The 18,814-nt window shown below is 64.5% G+C and carries 19 protein-coding genes; 6 read left to right on the top strand and 13 right to left on the bottom strand.

Going from position 1 to position 18,814, the window contains the following annotated elements:
- Positions 1-20: 20 nt before the first annotated feature.
- From IRT45_RS07180 to IRT45_RS07130, 11 genes are all read right to left on the bottom strand, one after another.
- A complete protein-coding gene (locus IRT45_RS07180; protein WP_194805077.1) occupies positions 21-1,532 on the bottom strand; it encodes a class I adenylate-forming enzyme family protein in 1,512 nt (503 codons plus the stop codon).
- A 48-nt stretch (positions 1,533-1,580) separates the two neighbouring features.
- Entirely contained in the window at positions 1,581-2,633 is a 1,053-nt protein-coding gene (locus IRT45_RS07175; RefSeq protein WP_194805076.1) for an NAD(P)-dependent alcohol dehydrogenase, read from the bottom strand.
- Entirely contained in the window at positions 2,633-3,415 is a 783-nt protein-coding gene (locus IRT45_RS07170) for an SDR family oxidoreductase (protein WP_228533898.1), read from the bottom strand. Before IRT45_RS07170 ends, IRT45_RS07175 begins: the two co-directional genes overlap by 1 nt.
- Positions 3,416-3,428: 13 nt before the next feature.
- Positions 3,429-4,187, bottom strand: a complete 759-nt coding sequence (locus IRT45_RS07165; RefSeq protein WP_194805075.1) for an SDR family NAD(P)-dependent oxidoreductase — start codon at positions 4,185-4,187, stop codon at positions 3,429-3,431.
- Positions 4,184-5,386, bottom strand: coding sequence for an acyl-CoA dehydrogenase family protein (locus IRT45_RS07160; protein ID WP_194805074.1), 1,203 nt, complete (start codon positions 5,384-5,386; stop codon positions 4,184-4,186). Before IRT45_RS07160 ends, IRT45_RS07165 begins: the two co-directional genes overlap by 4 nt.
- Before the next feature lie 29 nt (positions 5,387-5,415).
- The gene (locus IRT45_RS07155; RefSeq protein WP_194805073.1) at positions 5,416-6,366 is read right to left on the bottom strand and encodes a phosphotransferase family protein; all 951 of its coding nucleotides are present in this window, start codon (positions 6,364-6,366) and stop codon (positions 5,416-5,418) included.
- The gene (locus IRT45_RS07150) at positions 6,363-7,505 is read right to left on the bottom strand and encodes an acyl-CoA dehydrogenase family protein (RefSeq protein ID WP_228533893.1); all 1,143 of its coding nucleotides are present in this window, start codon (positions 7,503-7,505) and stop codon (positions 6,363-6,365) included. Before IRT45_RS07150 ends, IRT45_RS07155 begins: the two co-directional genes overlap by 4 nt.
- A 94-nt stretch (positions 7,506-7,599) precedes the next feature.
- On the bottom strand, positions 7,600-8,751 hold the full coding sequence (locus IRT45_RS07145; protein WP_194805072.1) for a thiolase family protein: 1,152 nt from the start codon (positions 8,749-8,751) through the stop codon (positions 7,600-7,602).
- On the bottom strand, positions 8,748-9,125 hold the full coding sequence (locus IRT45_RS07140) for a Zn-ribbon domain-containing OB-fold protein (protein ID WP_194805071.1): 378 nt from the start codon (positions 9,123-9,125) through the stop codon (positions 8,748-8,750). Before IRT45_RS07140 ends, IRT45_RS07145 begins: the two co-directional genes overlap by 4 nt.
- A 47-nt stretch (positions 9,126-9,172) precedes the next feature.
- The gene (locus IRT45_RS07135; protein WP_062964233.1) at positions 9,173-9,961 is read right to left on the bottom strand and encodes an enoyl-CoA hydratase/isomerase family protein; all 789 of its coding nucleotides are present in this window, start codon (positions 9,959-9,961) and stop codon (positions 9,173-9,175) included.
- Positions 9,962-10,050: 89 nt separating this feature from the next.
- Positions 10,051-11,196, bottom strand: coding sequence for an acyl-CoA dehydrogenase family protein (locus IRT45_RS07130; RefSeq protein WP_194805070.1), 1,146 nt, complete (start codon positions 11,194-11,196; stop codon positions 10,051-10,053).
- A gap of 91 nt (positions 11,197-11,287) precedes the next feature.
- On the opposite strand from IRT45_RS07130, the gene IRT45_RS07125 reads away from it, so the two are divergent.
- The 4 genes from IRT45_RS07125 to IRT45_RS07110 all read left to right on the top strand — a co-directional run bounded on the left by IRT45_RS07125 (position 11,288) and on the right by IRT45_RS07110 (position 14,892).
- Complete coding sequence (locus tag IRT45_RS07125) at positions 11,288-11,674, top strand: nuclear transport factor 2 family protein (RefSeq protein ID WP_194805069.1); 387 nt, start codon at positions 11,288-11,290, stop codon at positions 11,672-11,674.
- On the top strand, positions 11,671-12,084 hold the full coding sequence (locus IRT45_RS07120; protein WP_194805068.1) for a hypothetical protein: 414 nt from the start codon (positions 11,671-11,673) through the stop codon (positions 12,082-12,084). Before IRT45_RS07125 ends, IRT45_RS07120 begins: the two co-directional genes overlap by 4 nt.
- Positions 12,085-12,373: 289 nt before the next feature.
- Positions 12,374-12,742, top strand: a complete 369-nt coding sequence (locus IRT45_RS07115; protein ID WP_194805067.1) for a helix-turn-helix domain-containing protein — start codon at positions 12,374-12,376, stop codon at positions 12,740-12,742.
- 227 nt (positions 12,743-12,969) lie between these two features.
- Entirely contained in the window at positions 12,970-14,892 is a 1,923-nt protein-coding gene (locus tag IRT45_RS07110) for an AAA family ATPase (protein ID WP_194805066.1), read from the top strand.
- Positions 14,893-14,979: 87 nt separating this feature from the next.
- On the opposite strand, the gene IRT45_RS07105 is transcribed toward IRT45_RS07110, so the two are convergent.
- On the bottom strand, positions 14,980-15,603 hold the full coding sequence (locus tag IRT45_RS07105; RefSeq protein ID WP_194805065.1) for a hypothetical protein: 624 nt from the start codon (positions 15,601-15,603) through the stop codon (positions 14,980-14,982).
- 230 nt (positions 15,604-15,833) lie between these two features.
- On the opposite strand from IRT45_RS07105, the gene IRT45_RS07100 reads away from it, so the two are divergent.
- The gene (locus tag IRT45_RS07100) at positions 15,834-16,286 is read left to right on the top strand and encodes a GNAT family N-acetyltransferase (protein WP_194805064.1); all 453 of its coding nucleotides are present in this window, start codon (positions 15,834-15,836) and stop codon (positions 16,284-16,286) included.
- 675 nt (positions 16,287-16,961) lie between these two features.
- On the opposite strand, the gene IRT45_RS07095 is transcribed toward IRT45_RS07100, so the two are convergent.
- Entirely contained in the window at positions 16,962-17,138 is a 177-nt protein-coding gene (locus tag IRT45_RS07095) for a hypothetical protein (RefSeq protein ID WP_194805063.1), read from the bottom strand.
- Between the two features lie 583 nt (positions 17,139-17,721).
- Here IRT45_RS07095 and IRT45_RS07090 point away from each other — a divergent pair.
- A complete protein-coding gene (locus IRT45_RS07090) occupies positions 17,722-18,681 on the top strand; it encodes a Ku protein (protein WP_194805062.1) in 960 nt (319 codons plus the stop codon).
- Positions 18,682-18,814 lie beyond the last annotated feature (133 nt).

Raw genomic sequence — 18,814 nt, 5'->3', positions numbered from 1 at the left:
TGTATCGAGATTGATCAACTCTACCGTACCTGAGCTGAAGTCGGGTCAACAGCCACGGCCAGGCGGGTTGCCATGCGAACCGCCTCCGGGCGGTCCAGTTTGCCGACCCGGTTCTGCGGCAGGTCCTGCACGGTGAACAGGTACTCCGGCCACTTGAACTTGGGCACATCCGCCGCCGCGAGCTGGGTGGTGACGTTGTCCAGCGTCAGCGGTGGACCATCGGTGACGACGAGCGCGGCCGCGCGCTCACCCAGCAGATCATCGGGTACCGCGACGACACACACCTGGACGATCGCGGGCAGACCCGCGATCGCCGCCTCCACCTCGTTGATATCGATGTTGCGGCCGCCGCGGATGATGATCTGCTTCTGCCGTCCGAGCACGCGGATCGAACCGTCACCGGCCACCTCGACCAGATCTCCGGTGGGCAGGAACCCGTCGGGGGTGAGTTCGGGCGGTACCGGCACCCCGTCCCTGGCATACCCCACGAACAGTGACGGTCCCTTCACCTGAGCGTCGCCGACCTCGCCCGGCCCGAGGATGTTACCCGCGCCGTCGACGGCCCGGACCACGGTGCCCTCGAACGGGCGTCCGTCCCGGCCGAGGCGGATCGCGGGCGGGTCATCCGGCCGCGGCGTGGTGTGGCCGAGGCATTCGGACATGCCGAACACCCGTAGGAAGGTTGTGCCGAGGCGGTTCTCCGCCGCGGCCATGGCACTCTCGTTCATCGGACCACCGCCGACGGTGATCGCTCGCAGAACCGGCACGCCCGGGGCATCGTCGACGAGCGACAATTGCAGGGCCATTGTCGGGACCAGCATCGTCCAGGCGACGCGATGGTCCGCCATCGCGGTCAACGCGGCGGCCGGGGACCACTTGTCGATCGTCACCATGACCCCGCCCAGGTAAGCGGGCAGATACATGCCGAAGCAGAACGCGGCCACCGATGAGAGCGGAACGAACGCTCCGACGGCTTCGCCCGGCTGTATGCCCACGACATCGATCGTGCGCGCGCAGGCATAGCGGATCGCCTCCTCGGACTGCACGACACATTTCGGCCGACCGGTGGATCCCGACGTCATCGCGATGGCCGTCCCGCCGCGCCAGCGTTCCACCGGGCCGAACGGCCCCGGCCGGGCGCACACCACTCGACCCGCGAAAGCGGGCTGCCGGATCGAAAAGGCTGCGGGCACCTCCCACCGATCCAGTGTTCCGGGTTCGGCGAACACCAGATCCGGCGCGATATCCGCGACAGCGAGCCGGAACTCCGAGTCGGCGGCGTGCGGGCTCAGCACCGCGACGACGCCTCCCCGCATCCCGACCGCGAGCGCGGCGGCCACGGTGTGCCAGGTGTTGCCCGCCTGGACCAGGACGGTCGGGGCGCCCGGATCGGTCGCCTCGATGCGGGCCGCCAGCGTCGAAGCCGCCGCGATGATCTCACCGAGGGTATGCTCGCCGAACTCGTCGACCACCGCGATCCGATCCGGGCTGCGCTCTGCCCGTTCGAGCATTTCCTTCGCGAGTATCTTCATCGTCTGTTCCCTCGTGTGACTGTCGGTTCTTCGCTGCGTACTTGCCGTTCAGCGCTGCAACGGTGGCGGAATCAGCACGGCGCGTCCGGTGATGTCGCCGGCGCGCAGACGCCGGTAGATCTCGGCCCCCTCGGCCAGTGGGTAGGGGGTGGCCGCCACCTGCAGGGCGCCGCGTCGCGCCATGTCGATCACCGCGACCAGGTCCGCGCGCGGACCCCAGAATGGTGCGGTGACCCGCCAGCCCGCGGCGAGGCCGACGGTCTTGCCGACCTCGATCAGTGCGCCCGCGCTGCCCACCACCGTCAGGCGGCCGCCCGGCGCGAGCAGGCGCGTCGCGGGCTGCGCCGTATCCGGTGCGCCCGCGAAATCGATGATCACATCCGCACCGTCGGTCACCGCCGCACGCAGCGAGTCCACATCGTGGTACGCCGCTTCCGCGCCCAAGCGCACGGCCATCTCACGGGCGTCCGCCCGGTTGTCGACGGCGAGAATCCGACCGGCGCCCATATCGCGGAGAATCTGCACGCCGAGGTGGCCGAGGCCGCCGACTCCGATCACCACACAGGTCGCGTGCGCATCGATCAGGTCGGCGTGTTCGTGAACCGCGTGATAGGCGGTCAGGCCTGCGTCGGTCAGTGGTGCGGCCACGATCGGATCCAGACCGTCGGTGCGGACGAGATGCCGGGCAGACGGGACCAGTATCGCCTGGGCCAGGCCACCGTGATATCCGAGGCCGTTGCCGATGGGCGCCGGCGCGCCGGTCGCGCGCGGCCGCAGCCGCAGGCAGTAGTTCTCCCTGCCCCGCGCACAGTTGCGGCAGTGGCCGCAACTCCAGATGCCGTGCACCACAACGGTTTCGCCCAGCCATCCCGGATCGGCGTCCGGTCCGGCCATGAGCACCGTGCCGGCGACCTCATGGCCGAGCGTGAGGGGCAACGGGCAGTCGAAACTCGCCGCCGCCGAGTCCATGACATGCAGATCGGATCGGCACAGTCCGGCCGCGGTGACCTGCAGGACAAGCTCCTCGCCGACGGGCTCCGGTGCCGGCACGTGCCGCAGCACCGGAGGCCTGCCCCATTCGGTCAGCTGTACTGCCAACATCAGCGGGCCGTCCATCCGCCGTCGACCACCACCGTCTGGCCGGTCATATACGACGACGCCGCCGAGGCCAGGAACAGCACGGCGCCGTCGACCTCTCCGGCGGAACCGCCCCGGCCGAGCATCGTGTTGCGTCGCACCCAGCCGGCCGACTTGTCGTTACTGAACAGCCCGTCGGTCATCTCGGTATCGAACCACCCGGGCACGACCGCATTGACGCGAATCCCGCGAGAACCCCACTGACCGGCGAGTTCACGGGTCAGGCCGAGAACCCCCGCCTTGGAGGCGGCATAGCTCGCCCCGCCGATCGGCGCGGTCGAGGCCAGCCCGATGATCGAGGAGATGTTGATGATCGACGCGCCGCGCCCCTCCGGCAGCGCGGTGGCCGCGGCGAGGGCGAGATGGAATCCGGCGATCAGATTCAGTTCGAGCAGGGCCGCGAAACCCGAGGCCGATTCCTGCTCCGCGTGCGGAGGACCGGCCATGCCCGCATTGTTGACCAGCACGTCCAGGCGGCCGGTCTGTTCGTAACAGCGTTCGACCAACGCCCGGCGGTCCTCGTCGAGGGTCACATCGCAACGGACCGGGACGATGCCCGGGTCACGCTCGGCCAGGGCGGTCAGCCGGTCGGTGCGGCGGGCCACGGCGAACACTGTGGCCCCGGCACCGGCGAGCGTCTTGGCGAATCCGAGGCCGAGGCCGGACGAGGCGCCGGTGACAACGGCGGTCCGGCCGCGCAGGCCGAACAGCCGGGTGAGGGTATCGGTAGTCGTATCGTCGGTCAGCACAGCATCCGCCTCAGTACACCGCGGTCCGGCCACCGTCGACCGGAATGACCGTGCCGGTGGTGTAACTCGCCGCGTCACCTGCCAAATGGGTGACGAGCCCGGCGATCTCCTCCGGCCTGCCCAGCCGTCCCGCCGGCAGCCGATCGACGATCTTCGAGATGAACTCGTCGTCCCAGTGCTCGGCCATATCGGTCGCGAATCCGCCCGGCAGGACGCAGTTCACCCGCACGGCGGGCGCGTACGCCTGGGCGAAGGCCAGGGTCAACGCGTTGAGGCCGCTCTTCGCGGCGGCGTACATCGTTTCCGGCGGGCTCGGTCGCAGGGCCCCGATGCTGGAGATGTTGATGATCGATCCACCACCGGCGGCGGCCATCCGGGCTCCGGCCAGGGCCATCAGCCGGAACGGCCCCTTCAGATTGACCTCGATGGTCTTGTCCCACAGCGCTTCCGTCACGGACGTGAGATCGTCGGCCACCGGTGCGATGCCGGCATTGTTGACGACGATGTCCAGGCGCCCGAACTCCGCGATGATCCCGTCGAGGGCCGGCTCGATGCCATCCCACTTGCCGACATGCAGTTCCAGCGGGTGGGCGCTGCCGACAGGGGAATCACCCAGTGCCGCAACCGCTTCCGCACAAGCGGAGAACTTTCGGCTCGACACTATCACCGTGGCGCCCGCATCGCGCAAGCCCCTGGCGATGGCCAGGCCGAGCCCTCGGCTGGCGCCGGTGACCAGTGCGACCCTGCCGGTCAGATCAGATGTGTTCATCGGTAGTTCTCCACCTCGAGACGAGCGATTGTGCGCAGGTGCACCTCATTGGGACCGTCGGCGATCTGCAGTGCCCGGGTGATGGCGTACATCCGGGCCAGGACGGTGTCGTTGCTGACTCCGGCAGCGCCGAAGGTCTGCACGGCGCGATCGACGACGGTGTGTGCCACCTCCATCGCCGCGACCTTGATCGCCGCGACCTGTGAGCGCACCGCGGCGTTGCCCTGGGTGTCCATCAGCCAGGACGACTGCAGTACCAGCAGCCGGATCTGATCGATCTCGATGCGGCTGCGCGCGATCCACTCGCGGACCACCCCGCGATCGGCGAGCGGACCACCGAACGCGGTGCGCTCCAACGCCCTGCGGCACATCAACTCCAGGGCCCGTTCGGCCATGCCGATGGCGCGCATCGCGTAATGCATCCGCCCGGGCCCGAGCCGGCCCTGCGCGATGGCGAAACCGTCGCCTTCGGCGCCGAGCATGTTCGCCGCGGGGACCCGGACGTCGGTGAACTGGACCTCGCCGTGACCGAGGCGATCGTGGAAGCCGAACATCGGCAGATCGCGCAGTACCTCGATGCCGGGGGCGTCGGCGGGCACGAGGATCATGCTCTGCTGGCGGTAGGTCTTCGCCGCGGGATCGGATTTGCCCATGAAGATGATCAGCTTGCAATCCGGATCGAGAACTCCGGAGGTGTACCACTTGCGCCCGTTGAGGACGTACTCATCACCGTCGCGGCGAATCGTCGAGGTGATGTTGGTGGCGTCCGAGCTGGCCACCGCGGGCTCGGTCATCGCGAAGGCGGAGCGAATACTGCAGTCCAGCAAGGGTTTCAGCCATTGCTGCTTCTGCTGTTCGGTGCCGAACATGGCCAGGATCTCCATGTTGCCGGTATCCGGCGCCGAGCAGTTGATCGCCTCGTTGCCGATCACCGACCGGCCGGCCACCTCGGCCAGCGGCGCGTACTCGAGGTTGGTGAGTCCGGCGCCCAAGCCGTCGTGGGTCATGAACAGGTTCCACAACCCCCTACGCCGGGCCTCGGCCTGCAGATCCCGCATGATCTGCGGCTGCTCATGCGGGTTGGCGGCGGCGGCGATCTGCGCGTCGTACACCGGCTCGGCCGGATACACGTGGCCGGTCATGAAGTCTTCGAGTTCGACGAGCAGATCCTGGGTGCGGGCGGAGTAGGAAAAGTCCACAGTGCGGCTCCTGGGCGGAAGGGCGAGGGTCAACCGGCGAGTAGCGCGGTTCCGGTCTCGATGAGGCGAGTGATGGTGGCGGGCAGTTTTTCCTGGTCCGGATCGTGATGCCGGCCTTCGCGATGCCGGCGCAGGTTGTGGCCCATGATCGCGGCCATCTTGAGCCGGCCCAGCGCGTCGAACCAGGTTTGCTCGGCGAGCGAGGGCCCGCCCCCGCAGTAGATGTCGAGCAGTTCCGCCGCGCTGGGCAAACCGGGCACCTGCCGGCCGACACCGGGGAAATTGCTGCCGTCCGCGAAGACATGGAACCAGCCGAGTTCCACACGCGGATCACCCATGCTCCAGATCTCCCAGTCGATCAGAGCTATCGGTTCCGACCCGGCGGAGATGATGTTGCCCAGGCGATAGTCGCCGTGCACGAGCCCCGGCGTGATCGGCTCGGGGATTCGGCGTTCGAGGGAAGCCAGCAGCCGGTCACCACCGGCGACCAGTTCGGGTGGCACGGCGCCGAGAGTGCGCGCCCAGCGAGCGAGTTCCTCGGCCGGTGTGAGCGCGGGCGCGGAAATACCGGCCGCGTCCACCGCGTGGAGCGCGGGCAGCAGCCGCGCGGCACGGCGCATCCGGGCCGCGGCCAGCTCCGGTGCGACCGCGGGATCGTCGAGCACCGGCTCCAGCGACTCACCGGCGACGAGTTCCATGGCGAACCAGGCGGGTTCGTCGCTGTCCACCACCGCGATACGTGGCACCGGCACCGGTGTCTGCGCGAGTAGCTGCATGATGCGGGCTTGGCGCAGCATGTCGTGGCGGCCGATCGGCCTGCTGCCCTCCGGCACGGCCTTGACGACATACGGTTCGCCGGTGGTTTCCACCCGGAAGGTCAGGCCGGAATGGCCACCGGGCAGCCGTTCGAAAGACGTGAGTCGCACGCCGAGATCGGTGTGCAGTCGCGCCGCGACCCGCTGTTCCAGTGTCGGGCTCATGGGCGCGGCTCCTTGGGCAGGCCGAGTACTCGCTCGGCGATGATGTTGTGCTGAATCTCGTCGGTGCCACCGGCTATCCGGTATCCGGGCGCCCCGAGCACATGTTCGGTCCACGCGAAGGTGCCCCACGCGCCGGAGTCGGCGGTTAGGTCGCGGCCGAGCAGCAGCCGCACGACCTCGGAGGTCCGGGCCATCGTGTCGGTGGCAAGCAGCTTCCCGATCGATGCCTCGGGGCCTGGGTCGCGCCCGGCCACCACCGCCGCGGCGACCCGCATGGCGGCAACACGCTGCACATACCCGCGGGTCACCAGGTCGGCCACTCGGTCGCGTTCGAGTTCGGTCAGACCACGATCCAGATTCCCGGCCAGCGCGATCGCGCGATCGGCATTGGCCAGGCCCAGGTTGGCGCCGTCCAGGCGCTCGGCCGCCAGTACCGTCAGCGCGACCTGCCAGCCTTTGCCGACGGGCCCGAGCCGGTCGCCGTCGTCGAGGCGGACGTTGTCGAGGTAGACCTCGTTGAAGGAACTTCCCCCGGTCATCTGCCGGATCGGGCGTACGGTGACGCCGGGAGCGTGCATCGGTACCAGGAATACGGTCAGACCGGCATGTTTGGCGCCGGCCGGATCGGTCCGGCACACCGCGATGCCGATGTCGGCGATCCGGGCGCCGGAGGTCCACACCTTGTGCCCGTTGAGAATCCAGCCGCCGTCGTCGGTGCGGACCGCGCGGGTCCGCACGGCGGCCAGATCCGAACCCGCCTCGGTCTCGGAGAAGAGCTGGCAGGCGATGACATCGGTGCGGAGCATCGCCCGGACATATCGCTCCCGCTGCTCCTCGGTGCCCCACTGGTCGATCGTCGGCGCCACCAATTGCTGTGTCACCGAGAACATTTCGGTGCGCCTCGGCAGGTCGAAGCCCTCCTCGGCGCGCCGGAAGGCGAGCACGTACGACAGTGGGAGCTCGCGGCCGCCGTAGGCGCGCGGCCAGTTCAGCGCACCCCAGCCGGCGTCGAATTTGGCGCGTTCGTAGGCACGCACGCGGTCGGTCTCGGCCCGCTCCTGTGCTTCGGTCCAGTTTTCGAAGACCGCGACCGAATCGGATCCACTACCCCAGGGACTCTCGGTGCGGGGTGAGGCCATACCGGCGAGCCAGGATGTGGCTTGTTCGACGAACTGGGCCAAATCGGGAATTGAAGGTTCGGTCACTGCTCTTCTCTCGATCGCTCTGCTCGGCTCACACCGAGAGCACGGTGCAGGCGCTGATCCCGGGCGCCCCGTAGACGTGGGTGAACCCCACCCGCGGCGATCCCGGAACCTGCCGGGCGCCCGCGGCACCGCGCAGCTGGGTGATGATCTCGTGGACCTGGCGCAGGCCGGATGCGCCGATCGGCTCACCGTTGGCGATGCAGCCGCCATCGGTGTTGACCGGCAGGCGTCCACCGATTTCGGTGTCGCCCGCGGCGAGTATCGCCTCCTGTTCGCCGTGTTCACAGAACCCGCATTCGGCCATGTGCATGATTTCCGCACCGCTCTCGGTGTCCTGCAGCTGTGCGACGTCGATGTCGGCGGGCCCGATGCCCGCCTCCTCGAATGCCGCGGTCGCCGCGTCGGAGCTCACGCTGACCGGTTCGCCGCCGCCCAGGACGGCCGGGCTGAACACCTCGAACGAGCCGAACCGGCGGGTGCGGTGACTGATCGCGCGCAAGCGGATGGGCTGTGCAACGCGGCGGCGGGTCACCGATTCGCTCGCAACGATCACCGCGGCGGCACCGGTACCGGGTGAGCAGAACATGAACCTGGTCAGCGGGTCGTTCACCATGGGTGCCGCGGCGATCTCCGCCGCGGACATCGGTTCTCTCCGCCAGGCGTTGGGGTTGAGACTGCCGTTGCGGTAAGCCTTCTCGGCGACCTTGGCCAGCGTCATGGTCGAGATACCGTGCAACCGCATGTACCGGTTGATCTTCGCGCCGAAGAATTGCGTGGTGACCATGAGCCCGGCCTCGCCGTACCCGTGCGGAAGACCCCACTCCTCCGGCGTCGGATCGAACGCACCGCGCGGATGCTTGTCGAACCCGACGGCCAACGCGATCTCGGCGGTACCGGAGCGGACGGCGTTGACCGCCCCGAGCAGTGCGCTACCGCCGGTCGCGCAGCCGTTCTTGACGTTGGTGAACGGTATCCCGGTGCAGCCCAGTTCGGCGACGAGAGTGTCGGCCAGACCGGAGCTGTCACTGCCGCCGCACGCCAATTGAATGTCCTGCCAACGTAGTCCGGCATCATCGAGCGCGGCGTTGATAGCGACGACCGCGAGCTGCCTGCCGGTGAGATCCGGTTGCCTGCCGAACCGGGACAACCCGGTGCCGATGATCGAGACCGATGGTGTCACTGCGCCTTGCCTTCCTGAATGAACGTGCGGGTCGCGAACCGGGGCACCGGCGCGACGGCGACCAGCCGCACCTGTGCCCCATCCAGTTCGGCGAAGTCGGTGCAGTCCAGAACCGCCTCGATCCTGACGCCTTCCGGAAGTTCGACATATCCGACCGCGAACGGTGAAAACCCTTCGGCCGGAGCGACATAGGGCGGTGACTTGGGCGCGAACCGTTGCACGGTGTAGGCCCAGACCACGCCGTGGTCGCTGAGCGGAATCGTCGTCACGGTCGCGGTGGCGCACCGTCCGCACATCGTGCCGGCCGGGAATGCGACGGTGCCGCAGGTCGTGCACCGGCTGCCCTCGAGTGTGCGGAGCTCCGCAACGCCCATGTCTTTTCCTTCCGAAATCGGCTGAAAGGCTCGAACCGATCAGTGATTCAGCGACCGACCCACTTCGGTTCGCGCTTCTCCAGGAAGGCGGTCACGCCCTCGGCGGCGTCCTCGGACTGCAGTGCGTTGCCCACGGCCAGGTGCTCCATCACCATCAGCGACTGGATGTCGGCGTCCAAGCCTCGGTCGATGGTCATCTTGGTGAGCTTCATCGCGAACGGGCTCTTATCGGCCAGCGGGGCAACGAAATCGGCGACCAGCTGGTCGAGCTCGGCGGCAGGGGCGGAGGCGTTGATGAGATCGAACGCGGCGGCCTCCCGGCCGCTGAGCAGCTTGCCGGTCAGCATCAGCTCCTTGGTCTTGCGGATGCCGATCATGCGCGGCAGCCGGTAGATCGGGCCCGCGCCGCCGAACAGGGCCCGGCGGATGTGGAAATCGCCGATCTTGGCGTCGTCGGCCGCGACGGCGAAATCGCAGGAGATCATCAGCTCGAAACCGCCGGCGGTGACGTAACCCTCGAGTACCGCGACCGATGGGGTGTTCATCGAGTACAGCCGGTCGCAGACCTTCGCGGAGAGCACCGCGACATCCATCGCGTTGGTCTGGCCGACGTAGTTCGCGCGCAGTTCGTTGAGGTCGAAGCCCGAGCAGAAGGTGTTACCCCGGCCGCGCAGGACCAGGACCTTGAGGTTGGGGTCGTTGTCGACCTCGACGATGATCTCGTCGAGGCGGTGCAGCAATTCGACGGTGACGGCGTTCTTGACGTGCGGGCGGTTGAGCCACACCCGCGCAATCTCGCCGTCCTTCTCGAGCACGATGTGGTCGGTGTCGATCATGTGAGTGGCCTCTTTCTGTCGGGGAGATTTTCCTGAACTGGATTCACTTCAGTTCTACCGTGCGATCCCGCTCGCCGTCAATACACCGTTCACAATCCGACGAGGCCGGCTATCGTGCCGCGGTGAGCTCGGGAACCGCCTTGTGCCGCTTCATTTCCCATGACCCGGCGGAAATAGGAGTGAGCCGGATGCTCCCAGGTGAAGCCGATCCCGCCGTACAGTTGGACCGCCTCGGCCGCAGTCTGGACAGCCGCGTCGGTGCAGACCGCACCCGCAACGGCGACCGCCAGCCGTGCCGCGTCCGGGTCCTCGGCGTAGGCCGCGGCCGCATAGCGGGACGCGGATCGCGCGCGCTCGAGCAGGACCAGCAGATCGGCGAGGCGATGTTTGACGGCCTGGAAGGAGCCGATGGCCCGATCGAATTGGCGGCGAGTCGAGACGTAGGACACGGTCGTCTCGAGCAGCATGTCGATGATGCCGGTGTTTTCGCTGGCGAGGGCGAGTGTGGCGAGATCACGCAAGCGGGTGGCCGCGGTGGCGGTACCCTCCGGCGCGGTGAGGACGACCGCCGGAGCGGCCCGTAGCGCCACGTCCGCCTGCCGGCGGGTGGGGTCCAGGACCACTCGCTCGGTTCGCACACAGTCCTCACCCGGACGCACGGCGAACAGGCGGCGTCCATCCGGGCAGTGCGCCGACGCGACGATCATGTCGGCGGTTCCACCGCACACCAGGTGAGTGACCGTGCCGTCGACGACCCATCCGGCCGACGTCCGGACCGCGCGCAGATCGTCGGTGGTGGTATCGAGGGCGCTGACGGTGGCCAGGAGATCACCGGCCAATACGCCCGCCAGCAGGAGATCGTCGTCGCCGGGGCGGGTCAGGAGCAGGGCCTGTACGCCCAGCACGGCGGAGCTGTAGACCGGTTCGCAGACCAGCGCGCGCCCGCACTCCTCGAGAATCGTCGCCAGTTCGGCCACCCCGTATCCCAGCCCGCCGCGATCCTCGGATGCGGCAAGTGCGGTGACCGACATGTCGTCGACGAGGGCCCGCCACAGCGATGCCGAGAATCCACGTTCGGTGGACGAGGCCTGGCGGACCTGGGCGATATCACCCCATTTGAGCAGCAACGCCCGGAGAGACTCGCGCAGGGCGGACTGCTCGGGGCCGGGGATGAATCCGGCCGGTTCGGAATGTGGCCAGCGGACTTCACCTACGTTGACCTGCGATGCGGACATGATTCTCCAATAGAGTTGAGTTCAGTTCAATTCTTGAGGGTAGCCACTGGAAGGCTCGACAAGAAGACCTTGACTGAACTAAGTTCATTTCATGAATTATCCGATCGAGGACTACTACGCCGTCGTCGACTCCGGCAAGCTCGGCGACGCCGTGGACCTGCTCGCCGAGGACGTCGAGTTCGTCATGGTGCTGCCGTCCGGAGTACGAACGGGCAGGGGCCGCGCCGCCATGCTGGAGTATCTGGGCGGTAGGCCCGATGTCGACCGCAAGCATCGGGTGCTGCGGGTGGCCGCCGACGGTGACATGCAGTTCGCGCACGGTGCGGTCATCGAGAACGGCACGGTGACCACCGGATACTTCGTCGCCGCCATGCACTTCGACGCGGCCGGCCGCATCGACCGTTACCAGGTCACATTCAACGCCGAATTCCCTGTGCTGCCAGGCGGATTCACTCCCGAAGGAGCACAACGAGCATGACGGCCACCGCCTCGACGCCGACCCTCGCGCGCTGGTTCGAATACATGGATTCCGACGACCCGGATCGGGTGCTGACCATGATCTCCCCCGATTTCGTCATGTCGGTGCAGTTCTCCCGGGGCGCCGGGCAGAGCACGGAGTTCGTCGGCGACCGCGATGGCTTGATCAGCTACCTGCAACAGCGGGAGAAGAGCACACTCGTCCATCACATCGACGCGGGCGCCGCGGTCGGCGCATACGAACTGGTACTCGGCCGGACCACTCGGGCGGGGACGTTCGAGGCATCGTTCAACGCCTCGGCCCAGTTCGACAGCGACGGCAAGGTACGGCGTCTGCTCATCGCCCGCACGCCCGAGGTCGCATTCGACGGGTTGACCGCCCGGCATGACGGCATCGATAGCCCCACATGAGCAGGATCGTTCGACCGTTCGAGGGCCGTGGAGTCGTGCGTCGAGCCCCGCCGGTTTACGGCTCATGCCAGGACCCGCACACGACCTTCGGTTGAGGCCTACATCCGTCCGGTCAGCAGGTCGGGGACGTGTGATGATCGAAGGTCGGCGTTCGGGTGGCGACATTGGCAACACAATGCGTGGGGCAAGGTCGGAGGGCCGCCGGTGACGAACTGGTTCCGGTAGTTGCCTGGTCGGGCTCCTTGGAAACTTCTCAAAACACTCGCAAGCCACCCAAATCCGCAATCTCGTGAAGCTGCTTGAAACCACATCCCCGCGGTCACCAGGCGCAACGCAAGTCAAGCCCCGCCGCCTCGATCACCGCTTCGGGCCTGAAACTATCGCCGAGATCGTGGCTGAATACGAATCCGGTTCCTCCACCAACCAACTATGCAAGCAGTACGGTTTGTCCAAAGGCAGCATGATGAAGATCCTTCGTGACCACGGTGTGCAGACCCGCTTCCAACCGATGTCCAAAAGCGAGATCGACAGAGCCGTAAGACTTTACGAAGCAGGAGACTCTATCAAGACCATCGCCGAAAGACTCGGTAAGGCGAAGGGCAGCGTCTGGAATGCGTTGACCAACAGCGGGGTCGAGATGCGACCGTCGACGCGATAGCAACGCTTCGAGCAGGTTGCCGACTGGGTGCAGGGCAGGCGCAAGATGGGAGATGGTCAAGCACGACATGTACGGGACGACTGTCGGTGTGTCCGAGTACCCTTCACAGCAGGTCTGAACCCGATGCTGTAAGTAACAGCCGAGCAACAGGATCTAACCGCACCACCATCGTGGCCACATCTCGCCGGGACGCAAGTCTCAGCCGGAAGATCTCGTAAGGAGAAGCGTTGCAGCTGGTCGACACCCAGGTGACCTACTACCGCTCGATCGAGGACTCGGAGCAGTTCGTCATCGAGCCCGACGTAACATGCTTGGTCGGCAAGAACGAATCCGGCAAGACAAACGTCTTACAAGCGCTCTATCGGCTAAAACCAGTCGAGAAGCTTGCCTTAGACGAGGTGATCGACTTTCCTGCTAATCTTTCCGATCCTCGGGATGATGAGGACGAGAAACTGGCAGTTGTAAGGGCGCGCTTTCGATTTCAACCGGAGGAGGTAGAACAGATCGAGCTTGAGCTTGGTAACGGATTCTTGCGCAGTCCAGAGTTCACGGTCACCTTGAATTACCCCGACTCCTACAAAACCTTCAACCTCGACTACGATGAATCGGTTGCTGTTGCGCACCTGAAATCAGCTCTCGACCTTTCACCTATCGCCGAAGCAGCAGTGGGACCGACAGCCTCCATCGCCGAATTGCTGGACGCTCTGGAAGGGTTGGAAGAGCCGCCATCGACGGCAGTTGCACTCGCTGAGAAAATCCGCAAATGGCGAAAACAGAGCATCGTACTTCACCTTATAGACAAATATGCCTCGCCAATGATGCCGACATTCGTGTACTTTGGCGATTACGATATCATGCCAGGCAAGGTGTCGATCCCTGACCTGGTTGCTCGTCGTGAAGCTGATCAGCTCAATCGGGGAGAAATGGCACTAGTCAGCCTGCTGGACATGGCTGGCGTGAAGCCGGAGGACTTCAAGAAAACCGATCGTCACGAGCGTCTGATACGCGAACTGGAGAGAAGCGGAAACATAATCTCGAAGGAAGTCTTCAGGTACTGGTCGCAGAACACGGATCTCGCTGTTCGGTTGAATATTCTTCCCGTGGAGGACGGTGCGGTTGCACCGTATGACAAAGGTCCGATTCTTCAGATTCGAGTATGGAACCAGCGCCACAGTGTTTCGGTCCCGTTTGACGACCGGTCCCGTGGCTTCGTCTGGTTCTTCAGCTTCCTAGCGTACTTCAACAAACTGGAGGTTGCCGGGGACACCGATCTGATCCTGTTGCTGGACGAGCCCGGACTGTCCCTGCACGGTCGTGCGCAAGAGGATTTGCTGAAGCTGATAGACAATCGGCTTGCGCCAAAGCATCAGGTTCTGTATACGACCCATTCGCCGTTCATGGTGTCACCCAAAAAACTGCACCGCGTGAGAACGGTAGTTGATCAGGACGAAGTCGGCACGAAGGTCTCAGCGGAAGTATTGAAAGCAGATGCTGATACCGCCTTCCCGCTTCTGGCGGCAATGGGAATCGAATTGACGCAGACTCTGTTTGTCGGCGAGGATACGTTGCTCGTTGAAGGACCGAGCGACATGATCTACCTCGATGTCCTCAGTGACGCAACCGAGACATCGGGGCGAACTGGTCTCGATCCCCGATGGGTCAAGACACCAATCGGCGGCTCCGGGAAGTTGTCAACCTTCGCGACGCTTCTAGGGGCCAATCAGCTTAATGTTGCCGTACTGATCGACTCCAGCACGCAGGATACACAGGCAGTGCAGCGTCTTCGCGACAACGGTCGCCTGGCAAGTAATGGGCTGGTTGAGATCAGCGAATTCACGACCGCAGAGGATGCTGACATCGAGGATCTGTTCGAGCCAGACTTCTACCTCGAACTTGTCAGTCAGGCATTCAAGGCAGACTTGTCAAAGCCGATCAACTTGGCAGACCTGACAGGGAACTCTCCTCGCATTGCGAAACGTGTAGAGGGCTACTTCCAGCGAAGTGGAATCGCGCGCGGTAAAAATAGCCACTACAAGCCAGCCGCACTGCTACTGCGCGAGCAGGCAAAATTCATACCTAAATTGAGTGACGCAACCCTTGAGCGAGCGGAACAGCTATTCATCCGATTGAATTCGCTGATCCGAAGCTAGTAGCGTCAAAGCCCGGCAGCCATGATCTGAACTCGAAAAGCTCTCGCAGCAAGGTGCGAACCGGCTGTAACCGGTTCGCCTGCTACTTCACCACTTGAAATAATCGGCACTACGTAAAACCTCAAACGCAAACTGTCGAACAAGCGCAAAATGTCCGTTATCTGGAGAAATCTCGACCCCCTGCGGAAATGGCGCGGGACCAGCGTAGGTCAAGTTTCCGGTTATTGTTAGTGCCCATTTCCCCGAAGACAACACTTCGTAGTACGGCTCAAGGTCATCGACGTGTGCGCCGCCGTCCTTGTTGGCCATACTCCAGACGATCTTGTACCGAGTGTAGTTCGTCCCGCTGTACTGGAAGACAACTTCTTGCTTCCACCATGCATCGAATGAAACTGCATGGAGAAATTCGGGCTGGCACATTGGAATCATCGTGACCGGTCGCGGACTGCTCAGGTCGATCCGCTCGTTGAGGTAGTCTTTCCAGGTTCCAAGCCCTCTCGATGAACTCAGCACGTCGCAACCTCCGCGCCCCAGCATGACCATCAAGGCATCGCTCCTTGCCGTCTGGTGAAAAAGCACTCGGAGTGCAACTGCCATCCGCAGCGCCTCGTCTTCGTGTCCCTGGTCGTACAGGGCCGCCGAACGTTCGAGGAAGTTCAGCTGTTCAGCAAGTTTCGCTTGCAATCGCTCTGACGGAGGCGAAGTAGTCACTGACCGTGCACCTTTCACCACTCCAGATCCGGGAGTGACACGGCGGCGCCTGACGCTGGTGCCGGATCAAGCATGCCCACTGCCGCTGCCGACAGCAAACCAATTGCGCCGAGCCTATGGGTGCAAATCAGCGAGCCCAGCACCGGTTCCAGCCACACGGGCATTGGGTGTGGCACGCACTTCTGCGTGAATGTCTATATCCAGCAACATCTTAGCTGTACGCTGTACCCGTGGTTTCTGAGCCCTTGGCGTCCAGCGACGGTGAACCAAGCGTGGTCCTTCTACATGCGACTGAAGAAGACCTTGCTGCGATCGAGCCTTGGTTCGATGATCCCGACACCCTCAAGTACCTTGGGGCGTTCACGACCGTGAGAGCCCCTGGTGCACGGCGATATATTGCCTGGAACCCCAACCGAGAGAGGGTCGCCTTTATCATGACGACCCCCGCGGAGGCAGCAGGCAAGGTTCTGTACAACCAGGTCGCCGTAGGTTATACCGTCACAGTCAACCATCGAAGTAAGGGTTACGGCGCGGCGACGGTTAGGGCCTTAATAAATCATCCCGATACTCAGGACGTGAAGATTTTTGAGGCAGGAATTCATGCGGGAAATGAAGGCAGTATCAAAGTTGTCGAACAATCCGGTTTTGGACTCTCATCGCTGACCTATAAGTTTCGACGGTGAGTTCAAGCAGCCGTTGCCTCAATCAAACTCGAATACCGTCTAGGTTTTCTGAGCCTGCATGTAGATCAAAGGGCTGCCCACGCATCATGGGCGATCTGATCGGAAGCTCGAATGCCTTTGACTCATAAGTGGGATCGCGAACGCCCATAAGAGTAAGCCGAAATACCAGGACCGTGGGTGCATGTGGAAGCTCATGTGCATGTCGACAGTGGCGATGTCGGCCGCCGGAAGGCACATGGCTGGTTCTTCCCGGGCGCCGACCGGTAGCGCCTGGATCGCACAACGCCGAATCAGGCGTCGCAACGGCGAGGCCGTCCAGGTGGACGCGCAAGCCCCCCAGTGCCGTTCGCAAGACTACGACGCCGCCCAGGTAGGCAACTCCGGGCAGTGACAATTCCTGTTGTGGCGCACCCGATCTGGCCGCATGAATCAGGCGCTGCTACGAACACGGTGAACGTGGCAACGACCTCAGGGCCCGTGCGCTGGGAGAAGTCCCGCAGGAAGTCGAGAATCTCCGCCGGCCCGCGGCGTCGGAGGTGTCTAGGTGAAAAAGGTTGTATGCCAGGGAGTCAACGATGCGCAATGTGCGTACTTGGTTGCAGCGAGATCATCACGAACGTCTCCATTTCGTCCTCAGCCCATGCCGCCGACGTCGTGCATTTGTCGAACCGATCCTCAACCCATCGCCCCGGCAGAGAATGGTTCACCGTCGTGTCCGGAACCATCACGCCGATCCTCGGCGAACGCGCCGTACGACTCGAGACCGGCCGGGCCGCCGAGTTTTCCACCATGCTCGCCCACGCCGTCAAGACGCACCACATCCCAGCAGAGATCCTCGTCATCCTCGAGCACGACGACCGCGCACCCATCGCCACCCCCGGCGTGAACCGCCCGACTGTGCGGCGCGCACCGTTCCGGGCCGCTGGTCTCGGCCGGCCGGGTGCTACCACAGGAACTCGCCGGCCTCCGCCCCGAGCAGTTCAGCAGCGCCAGAGCCTCGACGTACGCGGATCCCGCCGGCGCGGAATAGAGTACGGGGCGCTGATCGAGGGCGAGCGAGTCTCAATCGACGGTGATCTCCCCCGACGACCGGGTGGCGGAAGGTCTTCGTGAGTATCGGTGCGGCCTGGACGTAGCCGCCGAGCGAACTCTGGAATGTTTAGATGCGCATATATTCGTAGCGCAACATTGCACGCCAGCCAAGGCGGACAAAACGGCGAATCGACCCTGACGGGCAGTTCGGCTGTCGGGCGCGAAACGTCTCGAAAGTAGCACTGGACGTCGGCAAACGACGTCTGTATCAGGACGTCCACAGGACGTCACAGGTCCACAAACAGCAACAAACAGCAACCAGCAACACGCACCAACAACGACGAACCCGCAGGTCGCGCCGCTTCGCCGGACAAAACCAACCGGTCATCAGTAGCATCGAAGGGTGCGGTCGATCTGGAAAGGTTCCATCGCGTTCGGGCTGGTGAATGTCCCGGTGAAGGTTTATACCGCCACCGAGGACCATGACATCAGGTTTCATCAGGTCCACGCCAAGGACGGCGGGCGGATCAAATACGACCGGGTCTGCACGGTGTGCGGGCAGTCGGTGGCGTTCGCGGATATCGACAAGGCTTATGAGTCGCCCGAGGGTGACAAGGTGATTCTCACCGACGAGGACTTCGCGAAACTGCCGGTGGCCGAGAAGCACGAGATTCCGGTGTTGCAGTTCGTGCCGTCCGAGCAGATCGACCCGATCCTGTTCGACCGTAGCTACTACCTCGAGCCCGATTCCACGACACCCAAGGCGTACGTCTTGCTGGCGAAGACGCTGGATCAGGTGGATCGGGTGGCGCTGGTGCATTTCACGTTGCGGCAGAAGACACGGTTGGCGGCGCTGCGGGTGCGCGACGGGGTGCTGGTGTTGCAGACGCTGTTGTGGCCGGACGAGGTGCGCGCGGCCGAATTCGAATCGCTCGACGATGCCGCCGCTCCGCGATCGCAGGAGGTCGCAATGGCGCAGACGCTGGTCGACAGCATGTCGGAGGATTTCGATCCCGATCAGTACACCGACGAGTATCAGATCGAGCTGAAGAAGCTGCTCGACGAGGCGATCGAATCCGGATCCGACCGTGTCACCCGCCACGAGGAGGCCGAGCCGGCGCAGATGGATGCCGAGGTGGTCGATCTGGTGGCCGCGTTGCAGCGCAGTCTCGAAGCCACCGGCCGCGGTGGGGAATCGGGCAAATCGAGCCGGGGGCGCGCCTCGAAATCCGCCGCCAAGTCGACCGCGAAGGCGACCACCAAGCGGGCCGCGTCGAAATCCACCGGTACAAAATCGGCGAGCAAGTCGACTGCGAAGAAGGCGGCACCCAAGGCCACCAAGCAGACCCGCAAGGGAGCCTAGGCGGCGATTCCGGCGTCGTCGCCGAATCAGGCAATCGTGAGAAGGATATCCGACTGTTCGGCGCGCCCATTGCGCGCGGGTCGGCCATACTTTGGCGGGGCCTGGCGGTTACCGTACGGTGCAATCACAGTTC

Source organism: Nocardia sp. BSTN01 (genome assembly GCF_015354405.1).
Lineage (GTDB): Bacteria > Actinomycetota > Actinomycetes > Mycobacteriales > Mycobacteriaceae > Nocardia.
Note: the sequence above shows the minus strand (reverse complement) of the source record. Positions and strands in the feature narration are given on the sequence as shown.